This is a genomic window from Dyella sp. (assembly GCF_035685885.1).
GTDB lineage: Bacteria > Pseudomonadota > Gammaproteobacteria > Xanthomonadales > Rhodanobacteraceae > Dyella.
On record NZ_DASRZX010000124.1, the window covers coordinates 1 to 25,918 of the forward strand.

Annotated in this window: 24 protein-coding genes; 8 read left to right on the forward strand and 16 right to left on the reverse strand. The window is 63.9% G+C overall.

Features of this window, described 5'->3' with window-relative positions; genetic code table 11:
* The 3 genes from VFG49_RS14525 to VFG49_RS14535 all read right to left on the reverse strand — a co-directional run.
* Positions 1-2,116: TonB-dependent receptor (locus VFG49_RS14525; protein WP_324861731.1), on the reverse strand; the 2,116-nt coding region annotated here is incomplete at its 3' end.
* Positions 2,117-2,452: 336 nt separating this feature from the next.
* Entirely contained in the window at positions 2,453-4,942 is a 2,490-nt protein-coding gene (locus tag VFG49_RS14530) for a glycoside hydrolase family 3 protein (protein ID WP_324861733.1), read from the reverse strand.
* Positions 4,943-5,072: 130 nt separating this feature from the next.
* Entirely contained in the window at positions 5,073-6,167 is a 1,095-nt protein-coding gene (locus tag VFG49_RS14535) for a LacI family DNA-binding transcriptional regulator (RefSeq protein WP_324861735.1), read from the reverse strand.
* 222 nt (positions 6,168-6,389) lie between these two features.
* Here VFG49_RS14535 and VFG49_RS14540 point away from each other — a divergent pair, with 222 nt between their 5' ends.
* From VFG49_RS14540 to VFG49_RS14550, 3 genes are all read left to right on the forward strand, one after another.
* The gene (locus VFG49_RS14540) at positions 6,390-7,106 is read left to right on the forward strand and encodes an HAD family hydrolase (RefSeq protein WP_324861737.1); all 717 of its coding nucleotides are present in this window, start codon (positions 6,390-6,392) and stop codon (positions 7,104-7,106) included.
* 10 nt (positions 7,107-7,116) lie between these two features.
* Complete coding sequence (locus tag VFG49_RS14545) at positions 7,117-7,962, forward strand: NAD-dependent protein deacetylase (protein WP_324861775.1); 846 nt, start codon at positions 7,117-7,119, stop codon at positions 7,960-7,962.
* A 79-nt stretch (positions 7,963-8,041) separates the two neighbouring features.
* Positions 8,042-8,953, forward strand: coding sequence for a CHAD domain-containing protein (locus tag VFG49_RS14550; RefSeq protein WP_324861739.1), 912 nt, complete (start codon positions 8,042-8,044; stop codon positions 8,951-8,953).
* A gap of 3 nt (positions 8,954-8,956) precedes the next feature.
* On the opposite strand, the gene tadA is transcribed toward VFG49_RS14550, so the two are convergent.
* Complete coding sequence (gene tadA / locus VFG49_RS14555) at positions 8,957-9,445, reverse strand: tRNA adenosine(34) deaminase TadA (protein WP_324861741.1); 489 nt, start codon at positions 9,443-9,445, stop codon at positions 8,957-8,959.
* A 148-nt stretch (positions 9,446-9,593) separates the two neighbouring features.
* Between tadA and VFG49_RS14560 the strand changes: the two genes are divergently transcribed.
* Together VFG49_RS14560 and VFG49_RS14565 are read left to right on the forward strand one after the other, a co-directional pair.
* Positions 9,594-9,755, forward strand: a complete 162-nt coding sequence (locus VFG49_RS14560; protein WP_324861743.1) for a hypothetical protein — start codon at positions 9,594-9,596, stop codon at positions 9,753-9,755.
* Complete coding sequence (locus VFG49_RS14565; protein ID WP_324861745.1) at positions 9,752-10,459, forward strand: SDR family NAD(P)-dependent oxidoreductase; 708 nt, start codon at positions 9,752-9,754, stop codon at positions 10,457-10,459. Before VFG49_RS14560 ends, VFG49_RS14565 begins: the two co-directional genes overlap by 4 nt.
* Positions 10,460-10,486: 27 nt before the next feature.
* Here VFG49_RS14565 and VFG49_RS14570 read toward each other — a convergent pair whose 3' ends face one another.
* From VFG49_RS14570 to folD, 4 genes are all read right to left on the reverse strand, one after another.
* Positions 10,487-10,840, reverse strand: a complete 354-nt coding sequence (locus VFG49_RS14570; protein ID WP_324861747.1) for a gamma-glutamylcyclotransferase family protein — start codon at positions 10,838-10,840, stop codon at positions 10,487-10,489.
* A gap of 71 nt (positions 10,841-10,911) precedes the next feature.
* On the reverse strand, positions 10,912-12,492 hold the full coding sequence (gene guaA, locus VFG49_RS14575; protein WP_324861749.1) for a glutamine-hydrolyzing GMP synthase: 1,581 nt from the start codon (positions 12,490-12,492) through the stop codon (positions 10,912-10,914).
* A gap of 133 nt (positions 12,493-12,625) precedes the next feature.
* Positions 12,626-14,083 (reverse strand): IMP dehydrogenase, encoded by a 1,458-nt coding sequence (guaB, locus tag VFG49_RS14580; protein WP_324861751.1) that lies wholly within the window; start codon positions 14,081-14,083, stop codon positions 12,626-12,628.
* Between the two features lie 255 nt (positions 14,084-14,338).
* Complete coding sequence (folD, locus tag VFG49_RS14585; protein ID WP_324861753.1) at positions 14,339-15,205, reverse strand: bifunctional methylenetetrahydrofolate dehydrogenase/methenyltetrahydrofolate cyclohydrolase FolD; 867 nt, start codon at positions 15,203-15,205, stop codon at positions 14,339-14,341.
* A gap of 62 nt (positions 15,206-15,267) precedes the next feature.
* Here folD and VFG49_RS14590 point away from each other — a divergent pair, with 62 nt between their 5' ends.
* Positions 15,268-15,867: a GNAT family N-acetyltransferase gene (locus VFG49_RS14590; RefSeq protein ID WP_324861754.1), complete on the forward strand. Its 600-nt coding sequence runs from the start codon at positions 15,268-15,270 to the stop codon at positions 15,865-15,867.
* Here VFG49_RS14590 and moeB read toward each other — a convergent pair.
* The 8 genes from moeB to ndk all read right to left on the reverse strand — a co-directional run bounded on the left by moeB (position 15,831) and on the right by ndk (position 24,292).
* Positions 15,831-16,997 carry a molybdopterin-synthase adenylyltransferase MoeB gene (moeB, locus tag VFG49_RS14595; RefSeq protein WP_324861756.1) on the reverse strand — a complete coding sequence of 389 codons (1,167 nt, stop codon included), beginning with the start codon at positions 16,995-16,997 and terminating at the stop codon, positions 15,831-15,833. The genes VFG49_RS14590 and moeB overlap by 37 nt on opposite strands.
* A 199-nt stretch (positions 16,998-17,196) precedes the next feature.
* On the reverse strand, positions 17,197-18,597 hold the full coding sequence (gene der / locus VFG49_RS14600; protein ID WP_324861758.1) for a ribosome biogenesis GTPase Der: 1,401 nt from the start codon (positions 18,595-18,597) through the stop codon (positions 17,197-17,199).
* A gap of 292 nt (positions 18,598-18,889) precedes the next feature.
* Positions 18,890-20,116 (reverse strand): outer membrane protein assembly factor BamB, encoded by a 1,227-nt coding sequence (gene bamB, locus VFG49_RS14605; protein WP_324861760.1) that lies wholly within the window; start codon positions 20,114-20,116, stop codon positions 18,890-18,892.
* Positions 20,113-20,757: a tetratricopeptide repeat protein gene (locus VFG49_RS14610; RefSeq protein ID WP_324861762.1), complete on the reverse strand. Its 645-nt coding sequence runs from the start codon at positions 20,755-20,757 to the stop codon at positions 20,113-20,115. The genes bamB and VFG49_RS14610 overlap by 4 nt, the downstream gene beginning before the upstream one ends.
* Positions 20,758-20,906: 149 nt before the next feature.
* Positions 20,907-21,941 (reverse strand): helix-turn-helix domain-containing protein, encoded by a 1,035-nt coding sequence (locus VFG49_RS14615; RefSeq protein WP_414649142.1) that lies wholly within the window; start codon positions 21,939-21,941, stop codon positions 20,907-20,909.
* The gene (gene pilW, locus VFG49_RS14620; RefSeq protein ID WP_324861766.1) at positions 21,938-22,735 is read right to left on the reverse strand and encodes a type IV pilus biogenesis/stability protein PilW; all 798 of its coding nucleotides are present in this window, start codon (positions 22,733-22,735) and stop codon (positions 21,938-21,940) included. Before pilW ends, VFG49_RS14615 begins: the two co-directional genes overlap by 4 nt.
* Positions 22,725-23,861, reverse strand: a complete 1,137-nt coding sequence (gene rlmN, locus VFG49_RS14625) for a 23S rRNA (adenine(2503)-C(2))-methyltransferase RlmN (protein WP_324861768.1) — start codon at positions 23,859-23,861, stop codon at positions 22,725-22,727. The genes pilW and rlmN overlap by 11 nt, the downstream gene beginning before the upstream one ends.
* Before the next feature lie 5 nt (positions 23,862-23,866).
* Positions 23,867-24,292, reverse strand: a complete 426-nt coding sequence (ndk, locus tag VFG49_RS14630) for a nucleoside-diphosphate kinase (protein WP_324861770.1) — start codon at positions 24,290-24,292, stop codon at positions 23,867-23,869.
* 234 nt (positions 24,293-24,526) lie between these two features.
* Between ndk and VFG49_RS14635 the strand changes: the two genes are divergently transcribed.
* Both VFG49_RS14635 and VFG49_RS14640 read left to right on the forward strand, forming a co-directional pair.
* Positions 24,527-25,150, forward strand: a complete 624-nt coding sequence (locus tag VFG49_RS14635; RefSeq protein WP_324861771.1) for a TetR/AcrR family transcriptional regulator — start codon at positions 24,527-24,529, stop codon at positions 25,148-25,150.
* Positions 25,151-25,228: 78 nt separating this feature from the next.
* A partial coding sequence (locus tag VFG49_RS14640; protein WP_324861773.1) for a 3-hydroxyacyl-CoA dehydrogenase family protein occupies positions 25,229-25,918 on the forward strand: 690 nt, incomplete at its 3' end.

The following is a 25,918-nucleotide window of genomic DNA, read 5'->3' on the forward strand; positions in this document are numbered from 1 at the left end:
GCTCGTAGATGGCCGTGAGCGAGAACGTCGGCGCATGCGGCAGATCGTTGCCCGTGACGTCCATGCAGTTGCTGATACCCGACGTCGGCGCACATGCCGGCAAGCCCTGGTAATCGTTGCTGCCGGCGTAGAGCAGCGTGCCGAGTTCCTTCTTCGGGATGTAGGACAGCACGAAGTTGGCGCGGTCATCCTGCTGCTGGTAGGCCACTTCGGATTCAAAGCCGATGACCTTGGTGCTGCCGCCGACATTGTTGAAGCCCAGGCCGCGGTTGCCATCCGGATAGGTGATCGGCGCGGACAGCTGGAAGTCCTTGAAGTCTTCGTAGTACAGCGCGCTGTTCCACGTCATGTGACCATCGAGGAAGGCGAACTTCGCGCCGATTTCGTAGTTGGTCAGTTTCTCGGGCTTGTACAGCGTGCCGGCGTCCTGCGTGCCGCCCGACTTGTAGCCGGTGGAGATGCTGCCGTACAGCAAGCCGTTTTCGCCAACGTCGGTGTCGATGCGGCCCAGCCAAGTGACTTCATCATCGCTGTACTTGGCATCGTTGTAGGTCGACACGGCGAAGCCGGTGGCCGCGCTCGGATAGGTGCTGGGCGCAATCGGCACCTGCGGCACGGTCGAGTCGTAGTCCCAGCCCCAGCCGCGGCCATCGATGTTCTTCTTCTCGTCGTCGGACCAGCGTACGCCACCGGTCAGGCGCCAGTGATCGGACATGTGCCACGTCGCCTGGCCGAATACGGCCTTCGAATCCACGGTTTCCTTCGGCTGGATGAAGGAGCCCTGCCAGGACACGGAACCGTACTGCGTGCCGTTCATGATCGGGATGTCGAAGCGGATGTTGTTGTCTTCGTAGCCGTAGTACGCACCAACGATCCAGTCGAGCGTCTGCTGGCCGACCGAACGCAGGTCGATTTCGTGGCTGTAGCTCTTGTAGTTGGAAGAGTTGGTGCGATCGTTCTGGTTCGCAGCTCCAGTGGAGAAGCTGGTCGGCACCTGCACGCCGGAGTCCTGGTCGAACTGGCTCTTGCCCGAAAAGCGGTTGTAGCCCGCTACGTAGCTGAGCTGCATGCCGTCGTTGATGTTCCAGTCCATGCGGCTGCGGAACGTGCCGGAATTGCGATTGAGGTACGGCGCCGTATCGATCAGCGCGGACCAGAAATCCTGGCCCTGGCGCGGCGTCTGCATGAGGCTCATGTCAGGCGTGCCGCGATCGATGAAGTACTCGTACGAGAGGTTCCACTTGAACGCTTCGCTCGGCTGCCACAGTGCGCTCACGCGCGCGGCGGACTGGTCCTGCGAGTTGTACTTGTCGCCGCCCTGCACATACACGCTCGGGTCGATCGGGCGGAAGTTGGCGGCCGTACCGCCGGACGCAAGATAGGCGGCCTGCTGCTGCGCCACGGAAGGCAACTGCGATCCCGGGTTCTGGTAATCCACGTAGCCGTCGTGCTGCTCGTGGACAACCGCGACGCGCATGGCGAACGTATTACTGATCGGCAGGTTCACCGCGGCGCGCGCGCCCATCTGGTTGTAGTTGCCCGCATCGATCTGCGCGTTGCCATAGAAGCCCGCGCCGATGTCCGGCTTGGCCGTCTGGAAGCTGATCGCACCGGCGGTGGAGTTGCGACCCCACAGCGTGCCCTGCGGACCGCGCAGCACTTCCACGCCATCCATGTCCAGCAACAGGCCGGAGGCGGCTTCCGCGCGCGCCGAATACACGCCATCGACAAACGTGGCCACTTCCGGGTCCGCGTACTCGGTCTTGGCGCTGTCGTTGCCGATACCGCGCAGGGTCATCGTGACCACGCCGTGGTCGCCTTGCGACGTGCCCTGCAGCCCCGGCACCAGCTTGGTCAGGTCCTGCACGGTCATCACGCGCTCTTTGTCGAGCGTGTCCGGCGTGATGGCGCTGACGGCCACCGGCGTCTTCTGCAGCGGCGTTTCGCGCTTGGTCGCACTGACCTCGATCGCGTCCAGCTGCTTGACCTTCTTCTCGACCTGGGCCGGGCCCTGGTTCGAGTTCTGCGGTGACGCATCCTGGTCCGCGGCCAACGCCGCGCCCGGCGCAAGCACAAGTGACATGGCGACGTACAAAGCCGAGTAGCGCAGCTTCATTTAGCTTCCCCTCCAAATCGTTCGGATAATGGTGCGGCCTTCGCCCCTCGACGAGGCCGCGCTTGTTTTCCCGATCCTCAATGACAGCGCTGTCACTTACGATGACAGCGCTGTCATGGCGCGATCATAGTCCCGTTGCCCGGCAGAAGCTTGACGCAAGGCAGCACATCCATCGCATACCGCGAAACCTTGCTACAGCTGACTCCAGCCAAACTGGGCGTCTTCCGTGACTTCATTTTTGATGCAGTGCATATAGACGTCTTGACGTCCGTGACCAACATGCCGCACCGAAACCTGCTCCACGCATCCCGCATGGTCCGCTCTTTCCCGCACCAGTTACTTGGCGCACTCCATCACCTGGTCGACGTCCGTACCCAGGGCGACCCGGGCGATGGACAACTCGGCGCCCTTGCCTGCTCCCCAGTTGAACGGCTGCTCGATGCGATGCATGTCGGCTCCGGCCTTGCGGAAGCATTTCAGCGGCACGCCAATGCGTACCCATGCTCCCTGCGCGAGCTTCGCAAGTTGCGGACCAAGTTCGACGCGTCCTTCGCAACCCTTGCCGCAGCCCATGCCTACCCACGCTTCCCGATCAGGCAAGGCATCCACGCGGACCGTCGTCACCAGCAGCACGTCGCCGTTGGTTTCGCGATCGAGATCCATCGGTGCACGCGCCCGGACCGACAGCCGCGCCTGATCCTTGCTCCACGCGAACCGGCGCGCGTCTTCCTGCGCCTTGTAATCGAGCGCCGTCATGCGCAAGCCGCCGTCGCTCGTACCCGCCGGCGACACATCGCCCGGCACGGACGCTCCGTCCGCACCGACCAGCGTGAACGCATAGCCGTGCACGGCCTTGCCGCGCTCAAGGTAGTTGCCCACGGGAATCTGTTCGCCAGTGATGCCCGACACTTCGGACAACGCCGTCAGCGGCTTCGTATCCGCATAAGTGAGGCCAAAGCCCAGCGGAAACTGCGGCGCGCCCTGCCCGTGAACGGCTGTGCTCGGCCACGCATACGAAAGCTTGCCGTGGAAATCGTGCGCAACGCGGCCATCACGGGTGCGCAGCAACACATCGGCGACGCCGCCGCCTTCGCTGCCCGGCAGCCATGCCGCCACGAATGCATCGGCCGCGTTGATCTCGCGGTTGACCCACAGCGGCCGGCCACTGAGGAACACGGCAACGACGGGGATGCCTTCGCCGCGCAGGTGACGGATCAATTCAAGATCGTGCTCGTCGCCGGGCCGGTACATCAGGTTGGGAATATCGCCCTGGAACTCGGCATACGGATCCTCTCCGAACACCACGATGGCCACATCGGGCTTGCCCGCATGACGCCCGTCGGCTGCGATCTCCACCGTGCCGCCCGCGGCCTTCACCTGCTCGGCGATGCCGGCGCCAATCGATTGCGCACCAGGGAAGTTTTCGTTCTTGAGACCCGCGCCCTGCCAGGTAAGCGTCCAGCCGCCGCTCTGGCGCGAAATATTGTCCGCGCCATCACCTGCCACGAGGACATGCTTGCGCGGATCAACCGGCAACACGCCGCCATTGTTCTTCAGCAGCACCAGCGACTCGCGCACCGCGCGACGCGCGATGGCGCGATGCCCGGCGCTGCCGACTACCTCAGCCGACTTCATCGCGAGCGGATTGGCCGAAGGCAATCCCGCCTCGAACAGACCTGCACGAAACTTCACGCGCAGAATGCGGGCGACCGCATCGTTTACGCGATCCATAGGGATCTTGCCGGACTTCACCTCGGCCAGCGTGTGGTCGTAGAGGCCGCGCCAGCTGTCTGGCGCCATCAGCATGTCCATCCCGGCGTTGATGGATGCCGGGCAATCGTCGTTGCTGCAACCCGGCACCTGGCCATGGGCGTTCCAGTCGCCGACCACGAAACCCTGGAAATCCATGTGGGTCTTCAGCACATCGGTAAGCAGCCCCTTGTTGCCGTGCATCTTCTGGCCGTTCCAGCTGGAGAACGACGCCATGATGGTCTGCACGCCGGCATCGATGGCCGGCGGGTAACCCGCTGCATGCACGGTGCGCAGCACTTCCTCGCTGATCTGCGCGTCGCCCTGGTCCCTGCCATCCTTCGTGCCGCCGTCGGCCAGGAAATGCTTGGCCGACGCAACCACGTGCATGCCATCCAGGAACTGCGGCGTGCCTACCTTGCCCTGCAGGCCTTCGACGGTGGCAGCGGCATAGCTCGCTACGATCGTGGGGTCCTGTGAATAGCCTTCGTACGAGCGTCCCCAGCGAACGTCCTGCGGCACCGAAAGCGCCGGTGCGAATGTCCAGTTGAGGCCGGTAGCGCGCACTTCCTCGGCAGTCGCTTCGCCGATCTCGCGCATCAGTTCCGGATCACGCGTGGCGCCCAGCGCCGAGTTCTGCGGAAACAGCGTGGCACCGACCGTGCCGTTGTGGCCATGCACCGCATCCACACCAAACAACAACGGGATGGCGACGTGGCCGCCGCTGGTATCCATGGCGGCACGATGGAACGCATCGGCCAGTGCCTTCCATTGCTCCGCATTGGCGAGCAAACGCCCATCGGGTTTGGAATTGCCGCCGGCGAGGATGGAGCCGAGGCGATACTTGCGAACGTCTTCGGGAGTCACGCTGAGGATGTCGGCCTGGATCAACTGGCCGACCTTCTCCTCGACGGACATCTTCGACATGAGCGTCGCCACGCGCTGCTCAAGCGCGGCGTCCTTGCCCAGCGGCCAGGTGGCGCGCGGCCATGGGTCCGGATGCACGGTGGCGTCGCCGGCTGCGGCGGCACCGCCGCCCAGCAGGCTCAGCAGCGCCGTGACAAGAACGGTCGACATCTGGCGCAAACGACGAACAGGCAGCGACAAGGTGCTCTCCCCGACAAGCGTGATGCGACTCCCCAGAGCCGCCGTTCGTTCAGCATGCCATAAATGACAGCGCTGTCATTTTGCGTCGCAACAAGTCGAGCTACAGGCCAAGCGCGTGCTCCTTCGCAGGTCGGCCGGGGACACGCGCCGTCGAACCACGCAGGCACAGGGCAAATTTCGCCGAAACCATCGCGCCTTCGCCGTCACGAATCGCACGCAACAACTGGTTGGCCGCGATGCGCCCCATGTCACGGCACGGCTGATGAATGGTGGTCAGCGACGGCCAGATCTGCCGGGACAAGGGCGTGTCGTCGAACCCGCAAACCGACAAATCGCGCGGAACAGCGAGCCCCGCTTCGTTTGCCGCCCAGATCACGCCAGCCGCCATGTCGTCGTTAGCCGCGAAGATCGCCGTGGGTGGCAATGGCAACGCCAGCATGGCGCGCGCAGCGACAACGCCTGAGTCGAACGAGAACTGTCCTTGCACCACCAGTCTGGCGTCGTACTGCAATCCACTTTGCGCCAGACCATCGCGATAGCCGTCCAGACGCCAGATGGATGCGCCGTGGTCTGGATGGCCAATGATGTGTCCGATCCGCTGGTGTCCCAGCGACGCCAGGTGCACCACCATCTCGCAGGCCGCTCGCCGCTCGTCGAGTACCACGCCGGCACAATTGCGATCACGCGGCGCGACGCAGGCGAATGGCGTACCCAGTTCGCGAAGCCGGCGCAGCAATGGTGCGTGGTCACTGATGGGCGGAGTGAGAATAAGGCCATCCAGGCGTCGCTCGGAAATGAGCTGCTCCACCTGCTCCAGGAAGCGCGGCCCCGTCGCGTCCAATGGCTGCAGCATGACGCTGTAGCGTTGCGCCTCGCAGGCTTCGAGCACGCCATCCTGCACTTCCATCATGTAGCTGGGCGACGGGTTGTCATACAGCAGCGCCACCAGAAACGAGCGATTGGACGCCAGGCTCCGCGCGGATGGGTGCGGGCGATAATCCAGCGACCTCACGGCCTGCAGGATACGCAGGCGCGTGTCCTCGCGGACGTTGGGTTCGTCATTGAGCACCCGCGAAACGGTCTTGGGGGACACCCCCGCGACCCTGGCCACATCTTCGATGCGTGCGCGCATAGCCACCTGAATCGTTGCCGTGAAATTGCGGAAGGCGCCGTCAGCGCGCTCGACGGGGCGCATCCTAGCATCGGTTCCGGCGATCACCGGAAGCCACCGCATCGGCGTGTCGCCTGCTATTGCAAATCACGGCACCAACCCACATCTGGAACCCGCACACGCGCATGCGCGCGCGAGGAACGCGCGAGGAAGTCGTCGCTGATGGCTGTGGCGAGTCCCCCGTTTCCAGGAAAATGGCTTAGGCGGACGTGCACGATATCCATCACAAACAGGCAGGTATTCCACGTGATTGAGCTGGTAGGTTTCGACGGCGACGATACGCTATGGCACAGCGAGGGTTTCTATCAGTCCGCGCACGATGAGTTCGAGCAGGTTATCGGCAACTATGTCGACCTAGGCAACGCCGGGCTTCGCGACCGACTGCTCGCTACCGAGCGTCGCAACATCCTGCTGTTCGGCTATGGCGCCAAGGGCATGACGCTGTCGATGCTGGAAGCGGCGATCGAGATCACGCAGTCGCGTATCTCGGCGAACGACCTGCATCGCATCATCGCCATCGGCAAGAACGTGCTGGCGCATCCCGTGGAACTGCTTCCAGGCATCCGCGAAGCGGTGGAAGCCGTGGCATCGCGCCACCGCGTCGTGCTGATCACCAAGGGCGATCTTTTCCACCAGGAACAGAAAGTCGCCAGCAGCGGCCTGGCCGACTTGTTCCATCGCATCGAAATCGTCTCGGAAAAAGACGATCGCGCCTATCGCCGCGTGCTCGGCGAATTCAATCTCGCGCCACGGCAATTCGCCATGGTCGGCAATTCGCTGCGCTCGGATATCGCGCCCGTGGTGCATCTCGGCGGCTGGGGTGTCTACATGCCCTACCACGTCACCTGGGCCCATGAGGCCGATTCGGATTTCATCGATCACGCCTCGCGCGTCGCGCAGGTCGACAGTCCACAACGCATCGCCGCGGCGATCGAGGAGTTGCAGGTTCGTGCAGCTGCCTGATGCCTCGCCCATCGAGCGCACGGCGGAAGACCATTCCGCTTCGCTCGCGCTCGACCACGAGAATCTCCGCCACTTCATCGAGCAGCACCCGCGCCTGTTCGTGCTCACGGGCGCCGGCTGCAGCACGGACTCGGGCATTCCCGACTATCGCGACAACAATGGTGGCTGGAAACGCCCGCAGCCGGTGACGTATCAGGCTTTCATGGGTGAGCAGCTAACGCGTCAGCGTTACTGGGCACGCAGCCTGGTCGGCTGGCAGCGTTTCGGGAAGGCCCGCCCGAACGCCACGCACCATGCATTGGCCCGACTTGAGCAACAGGGCCGCACGACCATGCTGCTGACGCAGAATGTCGATGGCCTGCACCAGGCGGCGGGACATCGCCGCGTGATCGACCTGCATGGCCGGCTCGACGAAGTGCGCTGCATGAATTGCACGCACCGGCTGCCCCGCCACGCGTTCCAACTCGCACTTATCGAACGCAATCCTGATTGGGTCTTGCTGGATGCCGGCGATGCGCCCGATGGTGATGCCGATCTGGAGAACCAGGATTTCTCGCGGTTCGATGTTCCACCCTGCCCGGCTTGCGGCGGCATTCTCAAACCGGACGTGGTGTTCTTCGGCGAAAACGTGCCTCGCGAACGCGTTGACGCCGCCGTCACATCTCTGAACGAGGCGGACGGCGTGCTAGTGGTGGGGTCATCGCTCATGGTGTTCTCGGGCTATCGCTTCGTAGCCGCGGCGTCGAAGAAAGGCAAGCCCGTCGCTGCCATCAATCTTGGCCGAACACGGGCCGACCCGCTGCTCAGCCTGAAGGTAGAACAGCCCTGCGCAGACGCACTGGCCTTCATCGCCTGACCAACCGTGGCGCAGTGCCGCTCGCGCTTCATGACAATTTGATGCAGAGTAGACATCCCGTCGTCATGGATCCCGCTCCATGAGTGCCAGGCAACTGCACACCGAGTCTTCGCGCGCTACGCCCGTGCGCTCCGGATCACGTCACGGCGACTCTTCTTTCGATCGCATTCACCAGGCTTTGGACGGCTATTTCGCCAAGGCGGTGGAAGCGCGCAAGCGGCTGCTTGACGGACCCTACGACGCAAAATTGATCCACGCCTGGCGCGTCAATCTTCGCCGGATCACCGCCACGCTGAAGGATGTCGCCCGCTGGTCCGACGATGACCTGCACGACGTGCATGCCTATCTGCGCACCGCCCGCGAAGCCACCGGGCAGAGCCGGGATATCGACATTCTGCTGGAAGAAACGCTGCGTGGCTTCCTGGAGAAAAAGGACCACGACGCCGTCGCTGAAAAACTTCCCGCCAAGTTGGTGGATCAGCAGCAACAGGCGCACCAACAGGCTGTCATCGCCTTGAAGAAACACTCCCTCACGGTGCCATTGCGTGCATGGCGCCATTGGGCGGCATCCGTCGAGCCACCCAGCGACAGCATGATGAAGAAGCTCGCTGCCGGTGCGATAGAGAGGCGCTACGGAGTGCTGTTGAAGCGCGCGGCCAAGCTCGATGGCGGCCAGAAAAGGCTTCATCGGCTGCGCACCGCCACCAAGAAGCTGCGGTATTCCATCGAGCTTTATCAGCATGCGTTTCCGAAGCAGGCGACGACGGCATGGCTCAAGCAACTCGCCGACCTGCAAACCCACCTGGGGCTCGCCCATGACCGCATGATGGGCCGCGAGCTGATCGCGTCGCTGGCGCCCGACGACCGGCAAGCCATCAAGCCCGTGCGTCGCTGGGCAAGGCAGACCGCCTACGATGCATCGAAGGACGCCACGCAATCACTGGCGGCACTCGACCGGCTCAAGCCCTACTGGCGCTCACGCGCACATTGAGCGTCAGCGACGTGCGCGGAAAAACTCGCGCAGCATGAGGGAGGCGTCATCGGCCAGCAGGCCGCCCTCGACCAGCACGCGATGATTGTGCCGATCTGAAATGAGGGTATCGAACACGCTACCGGCAGCCCCCGTCTTCGGATCGGTGGCTCCGTAGACCACGCGACCAACGCGTGCGTGCACCAGTGCCATGGCACACATCGCACACGGTTCCAGCGTCACGTAAAGGGTGGCACCGGGCATGCGGTAGTTCGACACTTTTTCGCCCGCGGCACGAAGCGCCATGATCTCGGCGTGGGCCGTAGGATCATTGAGCGTGATGTTGCGGTTCCAGCCGAGCCCGATGATTTCACCGTCCAGGACCAGCAACGCGCCCACGGGCACTTCGTTCTCTGCATCACGCGCATGCCCCGCCAACTGAAGCGCGCGACGCATGTAGCGGTCGTCTTCCTCGGAAAAGGACGGGGCGGAAAACGGGGTCTGGTCGGTCATCAAGGAAATCAGGGCAGCACGCGCAGAGCGTCATTCTAACGCGTCACTGCCGGTCATTCCCCAGCCAGCGATTTCACCTCTCCAGCGAACCGGTACGGGCCGGACTCGTATTGCGCGCAGTTGGAAACACGTATTTCGCACGCAAGGCATGCAAAACCCTGAGGCACGCCTGCGTATGCTCGATGGCTTCAACGAGAGGGTCGTTTTCGAGCACGGCGAAGCCGGCTCCCTCAAGGCGGCAACGACGCTGCAAAGCGTGCTGCGCGATCTTTCGAACGCCCCTCCTGATCACGAGCGGACCATGCCATGACATCCAGCGAACAACAGAAGCAGCAGACGGCACTTATCGTGGGCGCCTCCCGCGGCCTGGGGCTTGCCCTGGCCAGCGAGTATCTCAAGCGCGGGTGGCGTGTCATCGCCACCGTGCGCGGTTCGGGCACGCCGCTGCACCAACTGCAGCCGCAGAGCGGCGACCGGCTTGAGATCGAACATCTCGACATCGACGCAACGGGCGATATCGAGGCCTTGCGCCAGCGATTGGACGACCGCTCCATCGACCTGCTGTTCGTCAATGCCGGCATCGCCATCGACTCTGACAAGACGATCGGCCAGCTAGGCACGGAAGCGTTCACCCGCATGATGGTGACCAATGCGCTCAGCCCGATGCGCGTCATTGAAGCCTTCGACTCGCTGGTGGCGCCCGGTGGCGTGATCGCCGCCATGTCTTCAGGGCTTGCCAGCGTCGCCAACAATACCGATGGCGGCTGGGAGGGCTACCGTGCCAGCAAGGCTGCGCTCAACACGCTGATGCGCAGCTACGCTGCCCGACAGCCCGAGCCCGCGCGCACGCTGCTGCTGATGGCGCCCGGCTGGGTTCGCACGGAGATGGGCGGTCCAGGCGCGACGCTGGACATAAGCGAAAGCATTCCGCTCGTGGTGGATGTGATGACCGCGCAGACCGGCCGCGGCGGGCTGAAGTACCTCAACCGCCTTGGCGAGACCCTGCCTTGGTAACCGGGGAACCAATACCGACCCACCCAATCAGGCCCGGATATAGACCCAGGCCTCTTTGCCCGATTTCAGCCGCACCGCGACTCGCTTGTAGTCCGAGACCTCGTACCGGTCAGCTGCGGCCAGCTCCGCCGAGGTGATCCGGAACACCTTGCCGGCGATTTCATCCGAAGGATCACCGCTGGGGCCGACGATCGGGTGGAACCGTTCGCCACTCCTGCGAACAACCTCCGGATCCGTGATCTCCACCATTGCCTGGCGGTTGCCCGGCATGGCGTCATCTTCGCCCTCCAGCAATCGCCCGAAGGACTCCAGCTGTACCTGCTCAAGCTGCAAGGTTCCGTAGGAAAACAGCAGCTCGACGGTTTCGTTGGAGGGGGGCATCACGATTCCTTGCTTATCAATAAATTACAGCAAGTTCTTGACATTACTCGCTCGGCCAACGCCAAGTCGGCTCATTCCCACTCAATGGTTGCGGGCGGCTTGCCGCTGATGTCATAAACAACACGAGAAACACCACGTAACTCATTGATAATACGATTAGAAATTTTGCCGAGAAACTCGTACGGCAGGTGCGCCCAATGGGCCGTCATGAAGTCGATGGTCTCCACCGCGCGCAATGCGATCACCCACTCATACGCACGGGCATCACCCACCACGCCGACCGATTTCACGGGCAGAAACACCGCGAATGCCTGACTGGTTTTGTCGTACAGGTCCCAGGCTCGCAGCTCTTCGATAAAGATCGCATCGGCGCGGGCGAGCAGCTCGGCGTATTCCGGCTTCACTTCGCCCAGGATGCGCACGCCCAGGCCCGGGCCCGGGAACGGATGACGATAGACCATGGCGCGCGGTAGACCGAGTTCCACGCCGATGCGGCGCACCTCGTCCTTGAACAGCTCGCGCAGCGGCTCGACCAGCTTGAGCTTCATGTGCTCCGGCAGGCCGCCCACGTTGTGGTGGCTCTTGATCACGTGCGCCTTGCCGGTCTTGCTGCCGGCCGACTCGATCACGTCGGGATAGATGGTTCCCTGCGCCAGCCACTTCACCTGGCCGTGGCCGGCGTGGGTGACCTTGGTCGATTCCTCGTCGAAGATCTCCACGAACAGGCGGCCGATGATCTTGCGCTTGGCCTCCGGGTCGGCCACGCCTTCCAACGCCTTGAAATAGCGCTCGGCGGCGTCGACGCGGATCACCTTCACGCCCATGTGCTCGGCCATGGTGGCCATCACCTGGTCGCCTTCCTGCCAGCGCAGCAGGCCCGTGTCGACGAACACGCAGGTCAGCTGGTCGCCGATCGCCCGGTGCAGCAGCGCGGCCACCACGGACGAATCCACGCCGCCTGAAAGACCCAGTAGCACATGGTCGTCGCCGACCTGCTCGCGCACGCGGGCGATCTGGTCCTCGATGATATGCGCGGCGGTCCACAACGTCTGGCAGCCACAGATTTCCGTGACGAAACGCTTGAGCAGGTTGGCGCCCTGCTTGGTGTGGGTCACTTCCGGATGGAACTGCACGCCGTACCAGCGCTTGTCCTCGTTCTCCATCACCGCGACCGGAATGCGTTCGGTGGTGCCGGTGATGACGAAGCCCGGCGGCGCCTTGGCCACGTGGTCGCCGTGGCTCATCCAGACGTCCAGACGGTGCGCGCTGTCGTGATCGCTGAGATCGGCGAACAGGCGGCTCTTGGCGACGATATCCACTTCCGCGTGGCCGAACTCGCGCGCATCGGCCGCCTCGGTGGCGCCGCCCAGTTGTGCAGCCAACGTCTGCATGCCGTAGCAGATGCCGAGGATGGGCAGGCCCGCGTCGAACACTTCCTGCGGCGCCTTGGGCGCACCCGGCAGCGTGGTCGATTCCGGGCCACCGGACAGGATGATCCCCTTGGCGCCAAACGCGGCGATCTCGGCCGGGTCGTGGTCCCACGCCCAGATCTCGCAATACACGCCGATCTCGCGCACGCGACGGGCGATCAGCTGGGTGTACTGCGCGCCGAAATCGAGGATGAGGATTTTGTCGCTATGGATATTGGTCATGGTCCGGCTCCGAGTGGGGCCAGGTGGCCTGCCCCGCATCTGAATCTCTGGAATGCGAAGCCAACGTCATGCGAGCGCACGGCGTTGGCTCCGATTGAAACGATGCGCCGGCCATGAGGCCGGCGCGGATCCGTTACGAATTCAGCCGATAGTTCGGCGCTTCCTTCGTGATCTGGATGTCGTGCGGATGCGCTTCGGTCACGCCGGCGCTGGTCACCTTCACGAACTGCGCCTTCTGGCGCACGTCTTCGACGGTGGCCGCACCCAGGTAGCCCATCGAGGCGCGCAGGCCGCCGATCAGCTGGTGGATGATGTTGCGCAACGGACCGCGGTACGGCACGCGACCCTCGATGCCTTCCGGCACCAGCTTGTCGGCGTCGGCCTCGTCCTGGAAGTAGCGGTCCTTGGAGCCCAGCGCCATCGCGCCGAGCGAACCCATGCCGCGGTAGCTCTTGTACGAACGGCCCTGGAACAGCTCGACTTCGCCCGGCGACTCTTCGGTGCCTGCAAACATCGAGCCCAGCATCACCGTGGACGCACCGGCGGCCAGCGCCTTGGGGATGTCGCCCGAATAGCGAATGCCGCCATCGGCGATCAGCGGAATTTCGTCCTTCAACGCGGTGGCAACCATGTCGATGGCAGTAATCTGCGGCACGCCCACGCCCGCGACGACGCGCGTGGTGCAGATGGAGCCCGGGCCCACGCCCACCTTAACCGCATCAACGCCAGCGTCGAGCAACGCACGCGCCGCTTCTCCGGTGACGATGTTGCCAGCGATGACTTCGACGTGCGAATAGCGCTTCTTGACCCAGCCGGCACGCTCGATCACGCCCTGCGAATGGCCGTGCGCGGTATCGACCACGATCACGTCGACGCCCGCGTCGACCAGCGCTTCCACGCGCTGCTCGGTATCGCCACCCACGCCGACTGCCGCGCCGACCACCAGGCGCTCGAGGCGATCCTTGGCGGCGTTCGGGTTGTCCCGGGCTTTCTGGATGTCCTTGACGGTGATCAGGCCACGCAGCTGGTAGTCGTCATTCACCACCAGCACCTTCTCGATGCGGTGCCTGTGCAGCAACTGCAGCACTTCGTCCTGGTCGGCGCCTTCGCGGACCGTCACAAGCTTGTCCTGACGCGTCATGATGTTGCGCACCGGATCATCGTGCTTGCGCTCGAAGCGCAGGTCGCGACTGGTGACGATACCCACCAGTTTCTCGCCATCCACCACCGGCACGCCGGAGATGTTATTGGCGCGCGTGAGCTGCAGCACTTCGCGAATGGAAGTGTTGGGGCCGACGGTAATCGGGCTGCGGATGACGCCGGCCTCGAACTTCTTCACCAGGCGCACTTCGGCGGCCTGCTGCTCGGCGGTCATGTTCTTGTGGATGATGCCCATGCCGCCCTGCTGGGCCATGGTGATGGCGAGGCGGGCTTCAGTCACCGTGTCCATGGCGGCGGACACGATGGGGATGTTCAGGCGCAGGTTTCGGGTGAGCCGCGTGGAAGTGTCTACGTCACGTGGCAGAACGGCCGAGTGGGCCGGAACGAGGTAAACGTCGTCGTAGGTGAGAGCCTCGGCGAGGATACGCATGCGATTTGTCCCGCTGCAAAGAGGAGATTATACGCGGAAGGTCGTAGGGCTGCTACTCGTCGCATGAACGGAAGGCGAAAGAAACTGCTGTAAGGGTGCGCCCAGTGCGCGTTCACCGTCTCGGCGACGACCGCAGGACAACGGCGTTCCAGCGGTCACCACGCACTGCGGCCCTAGCGCCCTAGCCCTGCACCGGCGAAATGTGCGCGGCGTATTGCGCACTGGGTGCTCTCCTGCAAGGGCGAAAATCGTAGTTCAGGCCCGACGCTCCACGTCGCGTGCGTCTGCCGCTTCCAGCGTATTTTCCAGCAGCGTAGCGACGGTCATGGGGCCTACGCCACCCGGCACCGGCGTGATCCAGCTGGCGCGCTCGGCGGCCGCGGCGAAATCCACATCGCCCACCAGACGACCGTCTTCCAGGCGATTGATGCCGACGTCGATCACCACCGCGCCAGGCTTGATCCATTCGCCCTTGACCAGCCCTGGCCTGCCCACGGCCACGATGACGATATCAGCCTGGCGGACGAAGCCCTCGAGATCGCGGGTGAATTTGTGGCAGCAGGTGGTGGTGCAACCGGCGATCAGCAGCTCAAGTGCGAGCGGGCGACCCACGTGATTGGAAACGCCGACCACCACCGCATGCTGTCCACGCACGGGGCGATCGGTATGGCCGAGCAAGGTCATCACGCCGCGTGGCGTGCACGGACGCAGGCCGAAGCGGCGTAGCGCTAGGCGGCCCACGTTCACAGCCTGGAAGCCGTCCACGTCCTTGCCCGGATCGATGCGGTCGACCAGTGCGTCCTCATCGATGTGATCGGGTAGCGGTGATTGCACAAGGATGCCATGCACGGCCGGATCGGCATTGAGCCGATCGATCAGTGCAATCAGCTCGTCCTGCGTCGTGCTGGAGGGAAGATCAAAATCGAAGGAGCGAAAGCCGACCTGATGGCAGGCCTTGCGCTTGTTTCGCACATAGACCGACGAAGCCGCGTCATCGCCAACCAGTACCACGGCCAGTCCCGGCGCCTCCTGCCCTTTGGCCTTGCGTTCGGCCACGCGGCGCCCGATCCTGTCCGTCAATTCCTGTGCAATGCGCTTGCCGTCGAGGATGCGTGCGGTCATGGTCGGGGCTGCCTGCAAAGAGACGTATTATCCCGGCTCACTCGAGCGCATACAAACATCGCATGTCCGACACCACTCCCCTCCTCGCCACTGTCCAGCTGGCCGCGCCGGGCTTGCGCCTGCGTCCCTGGGAAACTTCGGACATCGATGCGCTTTACGAGGCGGCTGTGGAATCACTGGACACCGTCGGCCGCTGGCTGCCGTGGTGCCATCCCGGCTATGTGCGCGATGACGCCAGGGCGTGGGTCGAGCTGTGCCGGTCAAGCTGGCCGGGCGGCGAGCACTATGCCTTCGCCATCGTGGACGACGAGGGACGTCTGCTCGGCGACATCGGCCTCAATCACTTCGACCATCCCCAACGCCGCGCGAACATGGGTTACTGGATCCGCCGCACGGCCCAGGGCCGGGGCATCGTTCCGCGAGCGGCCAAGGCCGTGGCGGCGTTCGGGTTTGAAGCATTGAGGCTGCAACGCATCGAGATCATCGCCGCCGTGGACAACACGGCCAGCCGGCGTTGCGCGGAAAAGGCCGGCGCGCATTTCGAGGGCATCGGCCGCCATCGCCTGACCATCGCGAACCAGCCCGTGGATGCCGCGATGTACTCCCTGTTGCCGTCCGACCTGATTCAGCCTGCCGACGCGCAGAGCTCGGCAATGTCCTGATAGCCCGCGAAGATGGCGTGCTCGCCGCAACCCGGGCAACCGGGGTCGCGCGGCAGACGGATCTCGCGAAACTGCATGTCCAGTGCATCGAAGATCAGCAGGCGCCCCACCAGTGGCTCGCCAATACCCAGGATGAGTTTCAGCGCCTCCGTCGCCTGCAGCAGGCCCACGATCCCGGGCAGCACACCCAGCACGCCGGCCTCGCTGCAGTTGGGAGCCTCTGCCGCCGAGGGCGGCTCGGGAAACAGGCAGCGATAACACGGTGAATCGCCGCGGCGCGGATCGAACACGCTGGCCTGGCCACTGAAGCGCTCGACGGCGCCGTAAACCATGGGCAAGCGCAGGCGCTGGGAAGCGGCCGCCACCAGATAACGCGCGGGGAAGTTGTCCGCGCCGTCGATCACCAGATCGTGGCCGGCAAGCAGGTCTTCCACGTTGCTGGACTGCAGTCGCTCGTTGCGCACATCGACCCTGACGCGGGGATTGAGGCCCGCAAGGGTGATACGCGCCGACTCAGTCTTGTACATGCCGACCCGTGCGTCGGCATGGATCACCTGCCGATGCAGGTTGGAGCGTTCCACGCGATCATCGTCGATCAGGGTCAGCTGGCCTACGCCGGCCGCCGCCAGATACAGCGCAGCCGGCGCCCCCAAGCCGCCTGCGCCAAGGAGAACCACCTTCGCGGAAGCGAGCTTCAGCTGGCCGGCCTCGCCCACCTGGGGCAGCTGCAGCTGGCGCGCATAGCGTTCGGCGGCATCGCTGTCGAACGAGCCCAGCGCCACGGGCAGCCCCTCCGCCTTCCACCGCTGGAAGCCGCCAGCCACCGACGAAACGGAGCGGTAACCCATCCGTTGCAACGCTTCAGCGGCCAGCAGGGAACGCTGCCCGCTACCGCACAACGCGATGATCGGGCGTTGCCGGTCGGCCTCAAGCTGTTCGATGCGAAGTTCCAGGAAGCCCCGCGAAAGTCCGATGGCGCCTGCGGGCGTGCCGCTGGCACGCTCACCGTCATCGCGCACGTCGATCAGCAGGCCACCTTGGGCCTGACGAGCCAGGGCATCGGCGGGAGAAATCTCTGAAACGCTGGCGCGGAGCGACTCCAGCCAGCTGTCGCGATTGAGGCTTGTCATTGAACTAGCTTACGGCGGACCGGGGCGGCGCTCCAAATCGGTGATATGCCCCCTGTAGGAGCGCACCCTAGGCGCGATCAGCCTTCGGCAGAGCCAGGCATCCTGCCGCCCATCCTGCCTGGCGAAGACCGATTCAATAGTCACCTTCGGCCCCGCGGTCGCGCACTGGGTGTGCTCCCACAGGGAACGACGGCGTCGATCAGCGGTCGCGCTTCTTCATCTCGCGGATCATGCGTTGGCGCTTGCGCTTCTGGCTGTCGGTCAGCACGTTCTTCTTGCCGGCGAACGGGTTTTCACCGTCGCGGAACGCAATGCGTACCGGTGTGCCTTCGAGCTTGTAGCGCTTGCGGAAGAAGTTTTCCAGATAGCGCCGGTAGGCAGGAGCGATGTGCTTGGTGCGGCTACCGTGGATGACGATAGTCGGCGGATTGGTGCCGCCGGGATGTGCAAAGCGCAATTTGGGTGCATGACCACGAACGAGCGGTGGCTGGTAGCCCTCGTAGGCCATCTCGAGCGTCTTGGTGAGCTCTGAGGAGCTCAGCTCCTTGGTCCCTGCGTGATGCGCGCGCACCACCGCCTTCATCAATTCGCGCAGACCAGAGCCGTGCAAGGCAGAGATGAATACTGTCTTGGCCCAATCGACGAATTGCAGCCTGCGCTCAAGCGCCCGCTCACATTGCTCGCGCTGATAGCCGTCCATGCCGTCCCACTTGTTGACGGCAATCACCAGCGCCCGGCCCTCGTCCACGGCATGACCGATGAGCGTGAGATCCTGGTCGGCGAGGTTTTCGCGCGCGTCGACCATCACCACCACGACCTGCGCGGCGGCCATCGACTGCAGCGTCTTGATGACGCTGAACTTCTCCACCGCCTCTTCCACTCGGGCCTTGCGGCGCACGCCGGCCGTGTCGATCAGGGTGTACTTGCGACCGTCGCGCTCCAGCGACACCTTGATGGGGTCGCGGGTGGTGCCGGCCACGCTGGAAACGATCAGGCGATCTTCGCCAAGCAGGCGATTGATCAGAGTGGACTTGCCGGCATTCGGACGACCAACGATGGCCACGCGGATGCTGTCCGGATCTGCCGGCTCGATTTCCTCGTGCTCGTCTTCCGGCAACACGGTGAGCGCCGATGCAACCAGGTCCTCGGTGCCGCGATTGTGCGAAGCAGCCAGCGGCAACGTATTGGCGATGCCGAATACGGCGAACTCCGCCATCGCGTTCTGCAGGTCCAGACCATCGGTCTTGTTGACCGCGGCGATGATCGGCTTGCCGCTGCGTCGCAGCTCATCGAGGATCGTGCGGTCCTGCGGCAGCAGACCGTCGCGGGCGTCCACCACGAACACCAGCACGCTGGCTTCGTCGATGGCCAAACGCACCTGCTGGGCAGTCAGGCCTTCGAGGCCTTCCTCTTCGCCGGACAGACCGCCGGTATCCACCACCACGAACGGACGTGCACCGGTGCGGCACACGCCATAGTGACGATCTCGCGTGACGCCCGGCATGTCAGCCACCAGGGCATCGCGGCTGCGCGTCAGTGCATTGAAGAGGGTCGATTTACCGACATTGGGACGACCGACCAGGGCAACGACGGGCAGCATGATGAGAGCCTGTTTAATATCTTCTGATGACCCGCGTTGCGCATCCGCGCTCGCCAGGGAGTGGAGCGTGGCGCCGCGCCTGACTGGCTGTCAGGCCAAGTCGCGCGCCGCTTCTTAGTGGGCGCAGATGCGCAACCCTTAGGGCCGGGTCTGTTTGCCCACCATCCTGCATCATCACTCGGTCATGTATCGACATACATTCCCTCGTTCTTCCTTGGCTGGCGGGCAAACAGCTCCCGGCGCGGGCCATCTGAAGATGTCAAACAGGCTCTGGGACAACCTTGGGACGCGGTCAGCGCGCGCCGAGACGGTAAGCGCCAATACGGCCCTTCACGTCTTCGACGTACACAGTGTCGCCCACCACCAGCGGCTGGGCACGAATGGCCTTCTTGGACAGGCGCTCGCGACCGGCCACTGCGCCGTCGCCGGTCTGCAGCCAGTGCACATAGCCTTCCAGGTCGCCCACGACGACATAGTCGCCCTGCACGGCCGGGCCGGTGAGCCAGCGATACTTCAGCTGGTCGTTCTTCCACATGTCGGCGCCGCCGTTCTTGTCGAACGCCCACACCTGCGAGTCCTCGTTCACGCCGTAAAGGGCGTTGTTGCTGACGTCGATCGAGGTGAAGGTGGAGAACGGACGCGACCACAGGGGGCGGCCACTGGGACCATCCACCGCAGCGAGATTGCCGTGGTAAGCCGCGCCGTAGAGCGTCGTGCCCTGCAGCAGGATGCCACCATCGGCATCGGCGAGACGATCGATTTCGGTACGGCCCTCACCGCTGGCGAGCGTCTGTTCCCACAGCTTTTCGCCGTTGTCCAGGCGCAGGGCCACGAGCTTGCCGGCATCGCTGCCGTAGAACACCACGCCGTTGGCGACCATCAGCGGGCCATTGCCGCGCAGGCTGAGCAGCGGCACGGTGTCCTGGTCATAAACCCAGCGACGCTCGCCGGTGGCGCTGTCAAAGCCGTAAAGGCGGCCATCCTGCGTGCGGGCGATCACCAGGTTGCCGGAGATGACCGGCGCGGAGATCACTTCCGAATTCACCACCGACTCCCAACGCGGACTGCCGTCCTTCGCGTTGATGCCATAGATGTGGCCATCCAGCGTACCCACCACGACCAGGTCGCCGGAAACGCCCGGACCACCGGCATAGAGTGCATCGGCGCGCTTCTTGTCACCCCAGCCGAACCAGCCCTGGGTACGCGAACTCTTGGTCCACAGCGTCTTGCCACTGGTGGCATCGAACGCGGCGACCTTGCCGTCGGTGCTGCAGGCGTAAAGCACGCCGTCAGCGAATGCCGGACGCAGGCGCACGCCGCTGTCGCCAGCGCCATCACCCACGCTGCTGGTCCACAGCTTGGTGACCTGCACCGTCGACTTGAAATCCTTGGCCAGCGGCGTCGGCGGCTGGACGTTTTCCTTCTTGAACGAATGGCAGCCGGCGAGGACCACCAGCGAGGTCAGCGCCATCAGGCACACGCGCTTCATCGCACCGTGCTTCTTCACTTCAGGTTTCATGCACCCTGCTTCCCGGCCACGGCCAGATCATCGATTTTCATCTGCACGCTCTGAGGCGCGTTCTCGCCCAGCGCCGCCTTGGCGGCTTCATATGCCTTGCGGGCATCGTCCGGACGCCCAAGCTTGACCAGCACATCGCCGCGTAGTTCCTGCGCGACGCCTTCGTAGCTCTTGGGCGCCATGCGATCGAGCGCGGCAAGCGCCTCGGCGCCCTTGCCCTGGGCCAGCAGCACGCGTGCCGAGCGCAGCTGCATGAGCGCCTTCAGGTTGGCATCGCTGGCATGGCTCTCGGCCCAGCCCAGCGATTCCAGCGCCTTGTCGAGTTGCTTGGCCTGCACCTGGCGCTGGGCACGGTCACCCATCGCGAACAGGGCGTAAGCCGTATCCGGATAATCCTTGACCAACCGCTCGGTCAGGGTGTCGGCGCCCTCGTTCTTGCCGGCGGCCGCGGCCACCGAAAGCTGCTGGTAAAGGTTGGCCGCTTCAGCCTGGTGATCGGCTTTGTGCTTATTCCACTGCTGCCAGCCAAAGATGCCGACGAGGCCGATGGCAATACCCACGACGATGGACAGGCCGTTCTGGCGCAACCACTGCTGTACGCGTTCGCTCTGTTCGTATTCGTCGTACGCTTCAAATGCCATGCAATCACCCTTGGGAACCGCACGCCGAAAGCACTTGCGAGGTGCGTGTCGTGCGGGAAAATGAAATCAGCCCACGGCCCGCACGCTGCCGTGCGGACAATGGGCAAGCATAACCGATTGCGCCGGACCGCACAGGTCCGGCGTGGCCGTTAGGCGCCAGCTGGCTGAGCCTTGCCGTCGCGCACTTCGATGCGGAAATGGGCGACGTTCGAACGGCGATAGCTGTCCAGCGCCATGGGCTGGCCATCCAGCATGACCTGGGCGCCATTGGCGTTGCCGATGCGCACTTCCAGCGGCTGGTCGCTGTGGTAGGTCTTGGAACTGCCGGCAGGCAGCAGGCCATATTCGAGGCGCGAGCCATCCTTGGTGGTTACTTCCACCCAGCTCGCGCTCTGCAGGCTCAACACCAGGCTGTGCGCACCGCTGCCGGCGCTATCGACGGCAGCTGCAGGGGGAGTGGCGTGCGACGCGTCGTTACCGAGGTTGGGAAACGGCGCCATGGAGGCCATCAGCGGCTGCTGGTCCTGGACGGGCGTGGCAGCCGGAGCAGCGGCCGGCTGGCTCGCGGGAGCACTGGCCAGGGCATTGCCCGGTTCCGCGTTGCCCGCTGCGGGAATCGTCTGCGTCGAGGACGTCGGAGCGGGTGCATCCACCTGCGCGACGGGCGCCGCATCCAACGGGGACAAATGGCTGACATCGCGGTCAAGCGTGCCGCGCACGCCCAGCCAGATGGTCGGCACGACGATGGCCGCGGTCAGCACCACGTAGGTGGCGGCGCGAGCGTAGTTCTCCAGCAGGTAGCGCGAATGCGAGATGCCGCCGGTCGCGACCAAGGTGGGCTGACTGGGCTTGATGCGTTCCAGCTCGGCCTTCACCCCGGACTCGTCTACACCCAGGTAGCGAGCGTACTTGACGAGGTAACCACCGAGGTAAACCTGGTAGTCGATGCCGCCGTACTCGTTGCTTTCGATCTGGCGCAGCACGCGCACCGGCAGGCGCAATGCATGCCCGCACGTTTCGACGTCCAGGCCGCGGGCCTCACGTGCCGCACGAAGACGACTGCCCAATCGACCAGGCGTCATGTCCAACGAGGAATGTTCCGTATCCATGTGGGTGTCGGGTACGTTGGTGAAATGGATTTCTCGGTTGCCGCTATCGGCCTTGTTTGACTGCTCAGAGGTCATTGGCTTGCGGTTGCGTCGAGGGCGCGTGCCGATTCCGAATCCGGGAATTGGCTCTGCAGTCGCCTGCTGTAGTTGAGAGCAGCATCCTTGTTGCCCAACCTGGCTTCAATATCGTGACCAAGCTTGAGCGCCGCCGCACTCGGCTGCCCCAGCGCATCGAATCGCTGGATGAAGGCACGGGCGCGGAACGCATCGTTCTGAAGATAAAGCACGTTGGCGAGCTGATACAACGCCTCGCCGTTCTGAGGGTCGATTTCGACGGCCTTGCGGAAATCCACCTCTGCACCGGCGAAATCCCGCGAACGCGAGAGGCAGGTGCCGGCATTGGTCCAGGCAATCGACGGCGTCTGGTAGAACGGGTCGGCCACGGCCTTCTGGAAATACGGCATGGCCTCGGTGGTCTTGCCTTCCCTGTTGCAAAGGAACCAGCCGAGGTTGTTGTTGGTGTCACCCTTGGTGGGAGCAAGCGACTGCGCCTTGCGGTAGTGCATCTCCGCGTTAGGCATGTCGTTGATGCGCTCGTACACCACGGCGAGAACGGTATGTGCCGGCACGTAGTTCGGATCGAACTCAAGCGCCTTGTTGAGCTTGACCATCGCATCCTGCAGGTCGCCGTTCTCCATGTATTGCTGGCCGAGCTGCGTGTGGATGCGCGCACCTTCCTGGCGCTGTTCCGCCTTGCTGGTGCGCGGGATCTTGGTTGCGCCGGCGCCACCCTCGGTGGTCGTGGTGGTGACGCAGCCCGCCAAGGCGGCGGCCAGGCCGGCGCTCAACAGGATTCGATCAAGCCGCATGACTCGCCCCTTCGTCCAGACGCTTTCGAAATTCGGCCTGGCGACGGGTGCGATCCAATACCTGCCCTTTGAGCTGACCACATGCCGCATCGATGTCGTCACCGCGGGTGCGGCGCAGCATGGTCAGCACGTTGGCATTGAGCAACTGGGTCTGGAAGGCGCGAATGGTTTCGGCGTCAGAGCGCTCGAAACGCGTGCCAGGAAAAGGATTGAACGGAATCAGATTGACCTTGCACGTGGGCATGCGACGCATCAGCTTGATCAACTGGCGGGCGTGCTCGGGCTGGTCGTTGACACCCTTCATCAGGGTGTACTCGAAGGTGATCGATGTGCGCGGCTTGCGATCGAGCCAGCGCTGGCATGAGGCCATCAGCTCGGCGATCGGATAGCGCTTGTTGAGCGGCACCAGCTCGGTGCGCAGCTCGTCGTTGGCAGCGTGCAACGACACGGCCAGCGACACGTCAATGGTCTCCGACAACTTGTCGATCATCGGCACGAGGCCGGCGGTCGACAGGGTGACTCGCTTGGATGCCAGGCCGAAGCCCAGGTCGTCGCGCATCAGGCTCATGGCCTTGGTCACGTTATCGAAGTTCAGCAGCGGCTCGCCCATGCCCATCATCACCACGTTGGTGATGCGACGGTTCTGGTGCGTGACGTTGCCAAGGTATTTGGCCGCCACCCACATCTGGCCGATGACTTCGGCCGTGGACAGATTGCGGTTGAAGCCCTGCGTCGCGGTGGAGCAGAACTGGCAGTTGAGGCCGCAACCGACCTGCGAGGACACGCACAGCGTGCCGCGGGTCGGCTCCGGGATGTACACCGCCTCGATGGCGTTGCCGCCATCCATGCCGAGCAGCCACTTGTGCGTGCCGTCGGCGGCACCCTTGTCGAACAGGGTCTTCGGCGGACCGACATAGCACGACGCTTCGAGCTTGGCTCGAAGCGCCTTGCCGACATCGGTCATGTTTTCGAAATTGTCTTCCAGGCGGTGGTAGATCCACTTCATCACCTGCTCGGCGCGATAAGGCTTCTCGCCGAGCTGCGCAAAGAAATCACGCAGCCCCTGTCGATCGAAATCGAGCAGGTTGACCTTGTCGGTGGTGGTGGATATGGCCTGGTCAGACATTTTTCTTACCGTGAATGCACTTCGGTCGTCGCGAAGAAGTACGCGATCTCGACAGCAGCCGTTTCGGCGGCATCGGAACCATGCACTGCATTGGCGTCGATGGAATCGGCGAAGTCGGCGCGGATGGTGCCCGGCGCAGCGTCCTTCGGATTGGTGGCGCCCATCAGGTCGCGGTGCTTGAGAACGGCGTTCTCGCCTTCCAGCGCCTGGATCATCACCGGGCCGGAGATCATGAACTCGACCAGCGCCTTGAAGAACGGACGCTCCTTGTGCACGGCATAGAAGCCTTCGGCTTCCTGGCGCGACAGGTGCTTCATCTTGGCGGCAACGATCTTGAGGCCGGCCTTTTCGAAGCGAGCGTAGATTTCGCCGATCACGTTCTTGGCAACGGCGTCGGGCTTGATGATGGAAAGGGTGCGCTCCAGCGCCATGAGGTCTGCTCCGGGAAAACTGGTATCTGAGTGGGCGGGCCGGTCGTTACCGGCGAACTTACGCCAAATCCGGCCTAGATATGCGGATTTAGCTCACGAAAGTTTGACAGATTCTACCTGATACGCAAGCTGCGTGCCGGGTTTCCGGCGCCCCTTGAAACGACCGTTTGACGGGTCTGAATCGTCCCGCGTATGCTCAAACGATCGTTTGATTCCTGCCCGGGGTAGCGGACCATGCCAGTCTCCAGTGCTTCCATGCCGACCAAGGAGCGGATTCTCGGCGCCGCGGAGGAACTGTTCGCGCGCCACGGCTTCGAGGGCGCCTCGCTGCGCCAGCTGACGGCTGCCGCCGGGGTGAATCTCGCTGCCGTGAATTACCACTTCGGCTCCAAGGACCGCCTTATCGAAGAGGTGTTCCGTCGCCGCCTGGATCAGCTCAACGGCCGCCGCCTGGCCGCCCTGCAGAAAATCTCCGGGGACCCCGGCACCACCATCGAGGACGTGCTGGGCGCCTTCATCGCCCCTGCACTGGAGCTTTCCCACGATGGCAATGGCTCCCTGTTCATGCGCGTGCTGGCCCGTGCTTTCGCCGAGCACGACGACACCCTGCGCAAGTTCCTCTCGGACAACTACGGCCATGTCATGCGCCAGTTCACCGCCGAATTCGCCCGCCTGCTGCCCCATCTGAGCAAGGAGGAGCTGTACTGGCGTGTGGATCTGGTCACCGGCGCGCTGACCCATGCGATGTCCGGCTTCGGCATGATCCAGCGAAAGAGCGATGTTACGGAACACACGCATCGCGAGCAGACCGCCCAGCACTTGATTCGCTTCGCCGCCGCCGGTCTCAAATCCCCTTAAGACCCCGGCGCCCGGATACCCCCGGCCAGCAATGGCCACCTGTTTCACCTTCCTGTGTCTCGCACTACGGAGAAACCAATGACCGCTCCATCCACACCCAAGGCAGCGCTGCGCATCCGCAAGGCTGCGGTACTCGGCGCTGGCGTCATGGGCGCGCAGATCGCCGCGCACCTGACCAACGCCGGCGTCGAAACCGTGCTGTTCGACCTGGCCGCCAAGGAAGGTCCCAAGAGTGGCATCGCCCTGAAGGCCATCGCCAACCTGCAGAAGCTCTCGCCTGCCCCGCTGGCCGACAAGACCATCGCCGGCGCGATCATCCCCGCCAACTACGACGAGGATCTGGAGCACCTGAAGGACGTGGACCTGGTGATCGAGGCGATTGCCGAACGGATGGACTGGAAGCTGGATCTGTACAAGAAGATCGCGTCGCACCTGTCGCCGACCGCCGTGATTGCTTCCAACACCTCGGGCCTGTCGATCAACGGCCTCGCCGAAGCGCTGCCGGAAGAAATGCGCCATCGCTTCAGCGGCGTGCATTTCTTCAACCCGCCGCGCTACATGCACCTGGTCGAAGTGATCCCGACCAGGCTCACCGACGCAAATGTGGTGGAAGGCCTTGAAGCATTACTTACCACCGCGCTTGGCAAGGGCGTGGTGATCGCCAAGGACACGCCGAACTTCATCGGCAACCGCATCGGCGTGTTCTCGATGCTGGCCACCATGCATCACACGCAGCAGTTCGGCCTGGGCTTCGACGTGGTCGACGCG